This window comes from Xenorhabdus ishibashii (assembly GCF_002632755.1).
Classification (GTDB): domain Bacteria; phylum Pseudomonadota; class Gammaproteobacteria; order Enterobacterales; family Enterobacteriaceae; genus Xenorhabdus; species Xenorhabdus ishibashii.
On the sequence record NZ_NJAK01000001.1, the window covers coordinates 2,055,540 to 2,067,419 of the forward strand.

Annotated in this window: 11 protein-coding genes; 3 read left to right on the top strand and 8 right to left on the bottom strand. The window is 42.9% G+C overall.

The window, feature by feature from the left end:
* Positions 1 to 53 precede the first annotated feature (53 nt).
* Genes frdD through frdA form a run of 4 tightly spaced genes read right to left on the bottom strand, consistent with a single transcriptional unit; the run spans position 54 to position 3,357 of the window.
* On the bottom strand, positions 54 to 407 hold the full coding sequence (frdD, locus tag Xish_RS09735) for a fumarate reductase subunit FrdD (protein WP_099117696.1): 354 nt from the start codon (positions 405 to 407) through the stop codon (positions 54 to 56).
* Between the two features lie 16 nt (positions 408 to 423).
* On the bottom strand, positions 424 to 819 hold the full coding sequence (gene frdC / locus Xish_RS09740; protein WP_099117697.1) for a fumarate reductase subunit FrdC: 396 nt from the start codon (positions 817 to 819) through the stop codon (positions 424 to 426).
* Between the two features lie 14 nt (positions 820 to 833).
* Positions 834 to 1,568, bottom strand: a complete 735-nt coding sequence (locus Xish_RS09745; protein ID WP_099117698.1) for a succinate dehydrogenase/fumarate reductase iron-sulfur subunit — start codon at positions 1,566 to 1,568, stop codon at positions 834 to 836.
* A complete protein-coding gene (gene frdA, locus Xish_RS09750) occupies positions 1,561 to 3,357 on the bottom strand; it encodes a fumarate reductase (quinol) flavoprotein subunit (protein ID WP_099117699.1) in 1,797 nt (598 codons plus the stop codon). Before frdA ends, Xish_RS09745 begins: the two co-directional genes overlap by 8 nt.
* 571 nt (positions 3,358 to 3,928) lie before the next feature.
* Between frdA and epmA the strand changes: the two genes are divergently transcribed.
* Complete coding sequence (gene epmA / locus Xish_RS09755; protein ID WP_099117700.1) at positions 3,929 to 4,906, top strand: elongation factor P--(R)-beta-lysine ligase; 978 nt, start codon at positions 3,929 to 3,931, stop codon at positions 4,904 to 4,906.
* Positions 4,907 to 4,983: 77 nt separating this feature from the next.
* On the opposite strand, the gene glpQ is transcribed toward epmA, so the two are convergent.
* A complete protein-coding gene (gene glpQ, locus Xish_RS09760; protein WP_099117701.1) occupies positions 4,984 to 6,060 on the bottom strand; it encodes a glycerophosphodiester phosphodiesterase in 1,077 nt (358 codons plus the stop codon).
* Between the two features lie 579 nt (positions 6,061 to 6,639).
* Entirely contained in the window at positions 6,640 to 7,992 is a 1,353-nt protein-coding gene (glpT, locus tag Xish_RS09765; RefSeq protein ID WP_099117702.1) for a glycerol-3-phosphate transporter, read from the bottom strand.
* A 978-nt stretch (positions 7,993 to 8,970) separates the two neighbouring features.
* Here glpT and Xish_RS09770 point away from each other — a divergent pair.
* A complete protein-coding gene (locus tag Xish_RS09770; RefSeq protein ID WP_244185976.1) occupies positions 8,971 to 9,285 on the top strand; it encodes a long-chain fatty acid--CoA ligase in 315 nt (104 codons plus the stop codon).
* 129 nt (positions 9,286 to 9,414) lie between these two features.
* Here the strand turns inward: Xish_RS09770 and Xish_RS09775 are convergent, their stop codons facing one another.
* Both Xish_RS09775 and Xish_RS09780 read right to left on the bottom strand, forming a co-directional pair.
* Positions 9,415 to 10,515, bottom strand: a complete 1,101-nt coding sequence (locus Xish_RS09775) for a glycerol dehydrogenase (RefSeq protein WP_099117703.1) — start codon at positions 10,513 to 10,515, stop codon at positions 9,415 to 9,417.
* Positions 10,516 to 10,714: 199 nt separating this feature from the next.
* On the bottom strand, positions 10,715 to 11,383 hold the full coding sequence (locus tag Xish_RS09780) for a 7-cyano-7-deazaguanine/7-aminomethyl-7-deazaguanine transporter (RefSeq protein ID WP_099117704.1): 669 nt from the start codon (positions 11,381 to 11,383) through the stop codon (positions 10,715 to 10,717).
* Between the two features lie 166 nt (positions 11,384 to 11,549).
* On the opposite strand from Xish_RS09780, the gene tusA reads away from it, so the two are divergent.
* Entirely contained in the window at positions 11,550 to 11,804 is a 255-nt protein-coding gene (gene tusA, locus Xish_RS09785; protein WP_099118717.1) for a sulfurtransferase TusA, read from the top strand.
* Positions 11,805 to 11,880 lie beyond the last annotated feature (76 nt).

Consider the following 11,880-nt stretch of genomic DNA (forward strand, 5'->3'; position numbering starts at 1 on the left):
ATAAGTCTGCGGTTTATCCGCAGACTTTTTTCCAGAATAGTTTTCCAATTCAATTACAGGCTAAAAACCCCAATCAGAGCAATAACAGTTAAAATCGCGGCTGTCCCATAAAATACCCACTTACTGGCGGGAACATGGATTTGCAGATCGTGCATACCATGATGCAGGCGGTGCAAACCACACCATAAAGGCAGGCTAATCATCAGCAGTAAAAAGATGCGGCCAATAAAACTCTGGCAAAATGTCAGGATACGTTCATAAGAAAGCGCTTCTGGTGCTATTCCTAGTGGCAGTAAGATCCCTAATAGCAAAATAATTGCTGGTCCAACAATCGCGCTCCACATACCACCGGCACCAAACAGACCCCAGAAAATCGGTTCATCGGAACGTTTAGGTACTTGATTCATCAGATCCTCCTTGGGATTAGAAAAACAGTGCTATGCCGAGAATTACGGCGGTGGCAATAATCGTGATCACCCATAGCAGCTTGATAATCGGCTCTGGTGACATTTTTTCATTCTTGATGATGATATTGAGTGCCTTGGGAGCCAGCTCAAACCAGGTTTTGGTATGCAGCAAGGTAGTCAGCAGAGTGATGATATTAATCAGTAGCACCAGTGGGTTTTGCAGAAAAGAGACAAATCCCGCCCAGCTTTCAGGGCCACTTTTCAGGGCAAACAGACCGTAAAGGACTAAGATACTGAACCAAACAGTGGGAATGGCTGTTCCTTCACGCAACATATAGAAGCGATAAAAGCCAAGTTTACGCCACCAATGAGATTCCATACCGCGCACATAAGGCTTACGTTTTGTCGTCATTATTCTCTCCTCCCTTATTGTGGTTTCAGCATGGAAATAAGGAAATCTTTGGCGCTTTCTGCCTTGCTCTGCTGAATTGCACCGGCGGGATCAACATGTTTCGGACACACTTCAGAACAGTACCCGACAAAAGTACAAGACCAGACGCCATTGTCACTGTTGATTTGTGGCATACGTTCTTTCTTGCCACGGTCGCGGTTATCAAGGTTATAGCGGTGTGCCAGTGTGACCGCAGCAGGTCCAATAAACTCAGGATTTAAGCCAAATTGAGGACAGGCGGCGTAGCACAGGCCACAATTGATACAACCAGAAAACTGATGGTATTTCGCCATCTGGGCTGGTGTCTGCACATTCGGACCATCGGTGGGTTTACGATCATTGCCAATAATATAAGGCTTAATAGCTTCCAGGCTCTCAATAAAGTGAGTCATATCCACAACTAAATCCCGCTCAATGGGAAAATTGCCCAGTGCCTCGACTTTCATTCCTTGAGCATAATCGCGCAGGAATGTTTTACATGCCAGTTTCGGTACACGGTTTACCATCATGCCGCAGGAACCACAGATTGCCATACGGCAAGACCAGCGGTAAGAGAGATCAGGCGCCAGATTGTCCTTGATATAACCCAACGCATCCAACAGTGAAGTTTGCTCATCGTAAGGCACGTCATAAGTGACAAAATGCGGTTTGCTGTCAATTTCCGGGTTGTAGCGCATGACTTCCATTTTCAGGTTTTTCATCTCAGCCATTCGCTTGCTCCTTCTGTTTTTTCTCTTGTGCAGCCGCCTCACCCCCATAAACCCGTTTCGCGGGTTGAGATTTGGTGATCTTCACTTCACTGTATTCCAGATGCGGGGCACCTTTTGGGTTATAGAACGCCAGTGTATGTTTCAGGAAGTTCTCATCATCACGTTCGGTACAGCCTTCATCAAGGCGTTGATGAGCGCCACGTGATTCTTTACGATTCATGGCGGAATGCGCCATACATTCAGCAACATCTAAACCAAATCCTAATTCAATGGTATAGAGAAGATCAGTATTGAATACACTGGAGCGGTCGTTAATTTCGATATGTTTAAAGCGTTCTTTCAGTTCGGTAATTTTATCGATAGTTTTCTGCATCAACTCTGGTGTACGATAAATTCCGCAGCCTTCTTCCATTGACGTGCCCAGTTCATCGCGGATTTTCGCCCAGTTTTCACCGCCTTTTTGATTCAGCAACTTATTGAGTTTATCTTCAACATCACGAGATTGGGCATCCAATGCGCTATTATTGGCGGGTTTCACTTCCTGGATATGTTTGACGGCTTCTTCACCGGCCAGGCGGCCAAATACAACCAGTTCAGCCAGCGAGTTAGAGCCGAGGCGGTTTGCACCATGCAAACCAACGGAAGCACATTCCCCGATAGCGAACAACCCCTTGATGCGCGTTTCACACTGATGATTCGTTTCGATTCCGCCCATGGTGTAATGTGCCGTTGGACGAACAGGGATGGGTTCTTTGACCGGATCAACACCGACATAGGCTTTTGCCAGTTCACAGATAAAAGGCAGGCGTTCGAGCAGTTTTTTCTCACCCAAATGACGTAAATCCAGATACACGACATCACCCCGCGGCATGACGATAGTGCGGCCTGCCCGCCATTCGTGCCAGAACGCTTGGGAGACTTTGTCACGTGGGCCTAATTCCATATATTTGTTTTCAGGGTGTCCAAGTGGTGTTTCAGGCCCTAAGCCATAATCCTGTAGATAACGATAGCCATCTTTGTTTACCAGAATCCCGCCTTCACCACGACATCCTTCGGTCATCAAAATACCGGAACCCGGCAGGCCGGTAGGATGATATTGCACAAATTCCATATCACGTAATGGTATGCCGTGACGGAACGCAATTCCCATGCCATCACCCGTGACAATGCCGCCATTAGTGTTATAACGGTATACACGTCCGGCACCGCCAGTCGCCATAATGACCGCATTGGCGCGGATTTGAACTTTCGTCCCTTCCATCATATTCAGTGCAACTAATCCGCGTGCTTGTCCTTCATCCACTAAAATATCGAGGACAAAATGCTCATCAAAGCGCTGGATTTGTGGATACTTGAGTGAAGTCTGGAACAGTGTATGGAGCATATGGAAACCGGTCTTATCGGCGGCAAACCATGTGCGCTCAATTTTCATGCCCCCGAAACGACGGACGTTAACGGAACCGTCATCCTTGCGGCTCCACGGGCAGCCCCACTGTTCCAGTTGGATCATCTCTGTTGGACAATGCTTGACGAAATATTCAACTACATCTTGCTCACACAGCCAGTCACCACCGGATACCGTGTCATTGAAGTGAAAATCATAGGAATCATGTGATTGGGTGACTGCGGCAGACCCGCCTTCTGCGGCCACCGTATGGCTACGCATGGGGTAAACTTTTGAGATCAAGGCGATCTTGAGCTGGGGATTAGCTTCAGCAGCAGCGATGGCAGCTCGTAGCCCTGCACCACCGGCTCCGATAATCGCGAGGTCAACATTGAAGGTTTGCACTGCTCTTCTCCATTGTTCAAGTGGGAGTCAATCTACTATTTTTTATATGGTTTAATTATAGCGAATAGTGTAGGGGGTAAATTTGATATGGATACGGGTTTCGTCGGATTTTGCCTGTAAAACGTGATCTGAGACAGGCTTTTACGTATTTTAAGGTTGCATGTTAATAGGTCTTAATTTCATTAATATTATTTATGTTAAAAATAAATGATTAATTTAATAAGTTTGGGTAATAAGAGCTTTTTATTGATGTGGATTATTAAAATACGATTTTAAGTTAGATAAGACAGAATATAGGGATATGCAATAAGACAAAAATTGGAAACTTACCCAGTATATTAAGCAATTTCAATGAATAACTGGATGCTTAATTATGCGAATCCATCAGTTACACTAAAAACTGAATTCTTAGATATAAATAAATGGATAACGAATAGAGTTAACAAGAGCACAAATTAAAAAATTAAGTATATAAAGAATAAGGGGATAAAGAAATTGAAGACAATGAATTGTCTGGTACGCGTGATGAAGGTAAACTGCGCGTTTTGTTTTATTTTGGAGTCATAGAAATATGAACGAAAACGCGAATTGGCAGCCAAGTGCCCCTATCGCCAACTTATTGAAAAGGGCAAAGATTTTAGCAGAAATACGGCGCTTTTTCGCAGATCGTGGGGTGTTGGAAGTTGAAACGCCTGCCATGAGTCAGGCGACTGTCACCGACGTTCATCTGGTACCTTTCCAGACACAGTTCGTTGGGCCGGGGGCGGCAAATGGCTTGACTTTGTACCTGATGACTAGCCCTGAATACCACATGAAGCGTTTGCTGGCAGCCGGCAGCGGTTCTATTTATCAGATGGGAAAAAGTTTCCGCAATGAGGAAGCGGGTCGTCATCATAATCCAGAGTTCACCATGCTGGAATGGTATCGTCCGCACTACGACATGTATCGCCTGATGAATGAAGTAGATGATCTTTTACAACAGATCCTGGATTGTGAAAGTGCTGAATCGCTTTCTTACCAACAGGCTTTTATGCGATATCTGGATATTGATCCCCTGACTGCAAGTAAAGAAAAATTGCGTGAAGTGGCGGCGAAACTCGATCTTAGTAATATCGCTGATCAGGAAGAAGATCGGGATACCTTATTGCAACTACTTTTTGTTATGGGCGTAGAAACTCAGATTGGTATTGAAAAACCAACGTTTATCTACCATTTTCCAGCATCTCAAGCGGCATTGGCAGAAATCAGCAAGGAAGATCACCGTGTTGCGGAGCGTTTTGAAGTCTATTTTAAAGGAATGGAGTTGGCGAATGGCTTTCGTGAACTGACCGATAGCAATGAACAACGTCTTCGTTTCGAACAGGATAACCGTAAGCGTGAAGCGATGGGCTTGCCGGTGCAACCGATTGATGAATACCTGCTTGCTGCCCTTGCTCACGGAATGCCTGATTGTGCTGGCGTAGCATTAGGGGTGGATCGTCTGATTATGCTGGCATTAGGTGCTGAGCGGATTAATGAAGTTATTGCTTTTCCTGTGGGGATCTCGTAACAAAATCATTTATCTGATGCTATAGTCATAGGGCAGTCCAGGACTGCCCTTCTGTTTTTCTACGCTATTTACACTAATTATTTATGCTCGTGATGCTTTCTCAGGAACTTCACTGCTAAATCTGGGAAATCGGTGAATGCTCCATCGACATTCGCCTTGTCGAAAACGATATCAAACAATTGGTTGCCGCTGGTGGCATATTTTGGCAATTGATCGATACGAATGGTATATGGGTGTACCGCCAGATGACTGGCATGAGCCTCTTTCACCATGCCCGTTAATTTAATGTTGCTTGGCGTAGAATCACTGGCGATAAGCATATGGTAATCAGGGCCAATGCCATCAGCATATTTTGCTACTTCTTTCATCGCGCCAGGTTTAAACATCCAGTCATAGCTATAATTCTGCCATGTACCGTCTGACTTTTGTTCGTACGTTTCTTTCCAGTCGGTGTAAGCAATAAGCTGAATCAGCTTCAGATCCATTCCCAGTTTCGGCTCCAACTCATTTTTGATGCGTTTGAGTTCATTGGCATCAAAACATTGCAGATAAACTTTATCGCTCTTTTTGGTGTAGCCATATTGTTTTAGAACTTCCAGCACCTTGCTGGTAATATCTTTGCCTTCCTGGCGATGAAACCACGGCGCCTTGATTTCAGGATAAATGCCAATGTCTTTGCCCGTGGATTTATTCAGGCCTTGAATAAACTCAAGCTCCTCCTGAAAGGTATGGATGCGGAAATCTGATTTACCCATTGGGAAACGTCCAGAATAGCTTTGGACTTTTTTACCATCTTTAATATCAAAACCTTCAGTAAATTTCAGTGACTTAATTTCTGGCAGGGTAAAGTCGATGGCATAATAGCGACCGTCAGCGCGGGCGCGGTCTGGAAAACGTTCTGCGACATCCGTTACGCGATCAAGATAGTGATCGTGCAGTACAATAAGCTGGTCATCTTTGGTCATGACCAGATCTTGCTCAAGATAATCCGCACCTTGTGCATAAGCCATTGCTTTGGCAGGTAATGTGTGTTCAGGCAAATAACCACTAGCGCCACGATGGGCGATAACGATTTTATCTGCTGCATGTGCAATGCCTGACATGGATGATGCTAACAGAATACCGGCCATAATTGCCTTAATAGGGGTCTGCATTGAGATTCTCCATTTATTCTAACAAATATCTTAAACAAGAAATTATGTGACTTACCGTTTTACTGATTGTTCGTCAGCAGCCAGAAAAATAAGCTGATCATTCAAGCCGTTTTTTATAGAAAATAATGATATAACACAATATTAAACATTAATTTTATTAGTAGTATGTCACAGTTTTATGACATAAAAAATTTTATCTCAGTTCTGTTTATATCCCGTCCTATTCTGGTTGTCATTAAATGAATAATTCCATGATTTAGAGTGATTTCTTTATTGCTAATGAATGAATTATTGGAAAAACATTAGTTTATATAATATAAGATAGAGCGTATAAAATATGGATTGCATAATCATCTTAATATACCCGTAATTCTTGTGATTCAGATTGAACATCTTGAAAATACTAAATCAAAAGATTATTCATACAGCATGGATATAAAGAAAATATTCATAAGTGAAATTAAGCAACGTATTTAACGATGCATACATGCTTCATTGTCCTATAATCTATAGAATCGCAGTACAATAAAGTAGTTGTACTGCGATTGATAGGGTTATTAATCAGCGCCTTTCAGTTAATCACTGGCTCTGACGAGCAATTTCCTGCTTATGTTTGCTTTCGCTTAACATAACAAACAACAACAGAATAACAGAGAGAATGCTACCGCCGATCATAACCATAAAGCCGCCGTCCCAACCGAAATAGTCAACGGTATAGCCGACGATGATACTGGCCGCAACTGAGCCCCCCAGATAACCAAACAGACCGGTAAAGCCGGCGGCTGTTCCTGCCGCTTTTTTCGGAGCCAATTCCAGGGCATGCAGGCCGATTAGCATCACTGGCCCGTAAATCAGGAAGCCGATAACCAGCATACAGAGCATATCAATATCAGGGTTACCTGCTGGGTTCAGCCAGAATACAATAGTGGCGATGGTGACAAGGGTCATGAAGAATACGCCAGTGGCACCACGGTTGCCTTTAAATACTTTGTCAGACATCCAACCACACAGCAGCGTACCTGGAATACCTGCGTACTCATACAGGAAATAAGCCCAGGAAGACTTATCCATGGTAAAGTCTTTCACTTCTTTCAAGTAAGTGGGTGACCAGTCAAGAATACCGTAGCGCAGTAGATAGACGAATACGTTGGCAATAGCGATCATCCACAACAATTTATTCGGCAAAACGTACTGCATGAAAATTTCTTTTGCGGTCAGTTCTTTTTCGTTTTTCTCCGTATAGTCGGGTGGATAGTCGTTTTTGTACTCTTCGATTGCGGGTAAGCCACAGGATTGTGGTGTATCGCGCATTAAAGCGAAAACGATTATTGCCACGATGATAGCCGCAAAGGCTGGCATGTAAAATGCGGCTTTCCAGTCATTGAACCAGGCCATACCCAACATGAACAGCAATGGTGGCACGCCTCCGCCAACGTTATGGGCACAGTTCCAGACAGAAACAATTCCGCCACGCTCTTTCTGTGACCACCAGTGAACCATAGTACGTCCACAAGGAGGCCAACCCATTCCCTGGAACCAGCCGCAGAGGAACAGCAGAGAAAACATGATAGCAATGCTGGAAGTGGCCCACGGCACAAAGCCCATAAATAACATGACTACTGCCGCCAGTATTAAACCCGCAGGCAGGAAAACACGTGGATTCGAGCGGTCGGAAACGGAACCCATGATGAACTTTGAGAATCCGTACGCAATTGATATACCTGACAGTGCAAAGCCAAGATCCCCCTTAGAAAAGCCTTGTTCGATCAAGGAAGGTATGGCGAGAGCAAAGTTTTTTCTTACCAGATAGTAAGCTGCATATCCGAAAAAGATCCCTATAAAAATTTGCCAGCGCAAGCGACGATAGAGTGGATCTATTTCCTGCGCAGGCAACCGAGCCTTATGAGGCGCCGGCTTGAAAATACTTAACATATTTTTGTCTCCACGTGACTTTTGTATGAGCGAATCACCACCATCAAGCAGTGATGGCGTTAAACGAAAAATTTTAGCTATTTATTTTCTATATCGAAGCTAATATTAGCTGAAAACAACCTTGTATGACTGTGAGGTGTCGCTAACATATAGATATAATTTCGCAAAGTCGATAATTTTGAGTGATTTAGCACTTTTTTTGAAGACAATTTATTTATGTTAGTGTGATAGGTATCACAATAAACGACCTTTTTGGTTATTTTTTATTTTTGCACGTTTCAAATTTGTATATATACTCGACCAGATAAAAGCTCATTATTATTAGGGGAATATATCTGATGTAGTCATCATGCAAAAGCCAGCTAAATATAACCCACACAAACGTTCCTATTATAAAAGTTATTTAATAAATAACTGTTGGTTTCTTTCTGTCTGCATCTTTTAACAAATTGTGTGCTATTTGCCTAAAGATGTTTTAAATAATATTCTTATTTGTTCATGTGGTTTGTTTTTTATTTACATGCTTTGCATTTTTTATAACACAGTTATAAATAAAATGTTTGAAATTAAAATTCAAAATGATGGATATTACTACAAATGGTTATTCGTGCTCATGAGTGGTTTCATGTAGGATTGGATGACTATTTTATTGAATTAAATATAATAATATCAATATGTTAATTAAAATTGGTTGCGGATTGCATAGGCGTAATACACTCTGTCTTCCAAATCATGATTGGCTTTATTTAAGTTGATTGTTTAATTAACAAAATATTACAAATTAATACTAATTAATATATTTATTAAATTCGAAATGAATTTTTTCAGTTTATTTTTCCGATCCAGTTAGTGTCAACATAAGGTATTTGAAAATACTGAATACAGACAAAAATTGGAAGATAACGACTACCAGCATTGATGCCTCTATTCATCATGAAAAGTGATGAAACCAATGAGGCTAAGAATGAGAGCATCATTATGAATACTTACACACACAAGGCAATATTACACACAGCATTTACTACTGGGCAAAAAAACTCTCCTGCTGTTGGACTTGAATTCAATCGTAATATCAGTCACATGACAGCAGAACTAAAACCATGGTTTAAGAACGTTCCTTCTCGGTTAGCTGAGTTGGCAAAAAGTATACCCAATGAGATAGTTGTTTCTGATCCCCATGAAACGTTGACATTTGGTCAGTTGGAACAATGCATTGAGAATGCGGCACATGTTTTGCTTCATTACGGCGCCAAAATGGGTAGCAATGTCGGCATTGACGACGTTCTCTTTTGATATTTCAGTCCTGGAATTGCTGCTAACCGTAGCACACGTTATATTATTCATCATATCTGACTCTATTTTGGTAAAACCTTTAGGGCGGGAATTCCCGCCCAAGAACAGTCCAGTTAATTTCGCCATCATTTAATACAACCAATCTTTGCCCATCTGGTCTGCGGCCAAAATGGCGGCGTAAACCTGTTCTGGTGTCACTGCAAATGGCATATTGTGAATAGTTTCACCTTCAGTACAGCTTGCGATAGCGACTTGCATGATTTTTTGATGCAATTTCTCATTATCACGCAAACCCAATTGCTCCAATGTGATCGGCAGGCCGACTTGTACACAAAAATCAAGCACGGTTTCCAACTCTTCACTTGGGCTATTTTCTAAGATCAATTGTGTCAGGGTTCCAAACGCGACTTTTTCGCCGTGGTAGAGGTGATGACACTCTTCCAGCACGGTAAAACCATTGTGGATAGCGTGAGCCGCTGCCAATCCTGCACTTTCAAAACCAATGCCACTGAGGTAGGTATTGGCTTCCACAATATTTTCAACTGCGGGTGTACTGACGCCGGCTTCTACCGCCAGTTTTGCTTTGTAACCTTCCGCCAGCAAGGTTTCATAACACAGTTTTGCCAACGCCAAACCGGTAGTGGATGTTGCACCGCCAGCCATAGTTGGTTTGTGTGCTGCACTACTGGCTCGTGCCTCAAAGTAGGTGGCAAGCGCATCTCCCATACCTGCGACAAGCAGGCGAACCGGTGCCTTGGCAATGATATTGGTATCCATTAGCACGATATTTGGATTTTGTGGGTAGAATAGATAGCTGTCGAATTCACCGAGTTCAGTATAAAGAACAGAAAGGGCACTGGTTGGTGCATCTGTTGAAGCAAGGGTAGGGGAAATAATCACGGGGATTTTGGATTCGTATGCAACAGCCTTGGCAGTATCAATCGTTTTTCCTCCCCCGATCCCGATAACAGCCTGACATTGCTGTTCCAACAAAATGGCAGACAAGCGATGGATTTCACTACGGCTGCACTCACCATTGAAAAGTTCGAAATGGTTGGTCACATCGTGTTCTTCTAGACTTTTGCTGACGGTATCCCCAATAAGGTTCATCACGAAATTATCGGCAATCACGAAGACGTGGTCAGCAAGCATTTTGGTGTATCGACCAATGTGAGATAGCGCACCTGGTCCTTGGATATATTTGGATGGAGACTGGATCACTTTCAGCATAAGAAATATTCCTTCTTTACTGGAAACTAGGCATAGAGTGTCACAATACAAGTTATAGGGCAGGTTACGAACTGCCTATCCAACACTATACGGCAAAATATACAGAGAAGTTATGAGTAAAATCAGGAAATGAGTGATTTGAGAGGAAATATTATCGGGAAAATTGACACCCTGATTAAGTCAGTCAGGGTGACATTTTTTAGTTAGTTTTGATCAGAGTCTTAACTTCTGTTTGAGCGAAAAAGTATTTCAGGATCAAATTTAACAGGATGCCGTAAGCGGGCAGGAAGAACAGCATACAGATAAACAGCTTGAAGGCATAATCCACTAACGCAATTTCTACCCAATGTGTTGCCATAAATGCATCCGTACTGCGGTAAAACGCGATAAAGAAAAAGGCCAGTGTATCTAACATATTACCGAAAAACATGGCGGCAGCCGGCGCTATCCACCAGCGGCTTTTCCGGCGAAGACGATTAAATACACCAACATCCAATATCTGACCAAGCACATAGGCCATAAAGCTAGCGGCGGCAATACGGGCGACGAACACATTAAAGGTGCCCAATGTTCCGAATCCCTGCCAGGTTCCTTGAAAAAACAGCGCTGAAATCAGGTAAGAGATCAGTAATGCGGGCAGCATAACGGAAATAATGATCCGTCGAGCCAATGGCGCACCATAAATACGTACCGTCAGATCAGTTGCCAGAAAGATAAAGGGAAATGTAAATGCTCCCCAAGTGGTATGAAAACCAAAAATGGAGACGGGTAATTGCACCAGATAGTTACTGGAAGTAATGATCAAAATGTGAAAAAGCGAAAGCCAAATCAATGCAGTGGCTCGCTGTTGCGCAGTCAATTGCAGCATATTGTACCTTTTTGGTGAATGGGGTGAGGGAACCCAAAAAATAATGTACCTGAGCTCAGGTTGCCGGATCATACGTTTATTACGTAATAAAAGTAAAGTACGGCAGTTGACGATATTTTATAATATAATCTATTGCCATAGCTTGTTTGAACCTACAGAGATTGTTATGTCCGATGTTTTTGCCAATCCCGACAAGACACTTGATACGTTGGGATTACGTTGCCCTGAGCCAGTAATGATGGTACGCAAGACAGTGCGTCATATGACCGCTGGTCAGACGTTGTTGATCATTGCAGATGATCCGGCAACAACCAGAGATATTCCGGGGTTCTGTCGCTTTATGGATCATGCGTTGATCGCCCAGGAAACAGTGCAAACTCCTTATCGATACCTGCTCAGGAAAAGCAAAGATTCTGTTTAATTGAGAAAAGTTTATATCATTAACTGGCAGAAAAAATGGACTGTGCTAGGCTTCAGATATGGCGTTTGGTCAATTT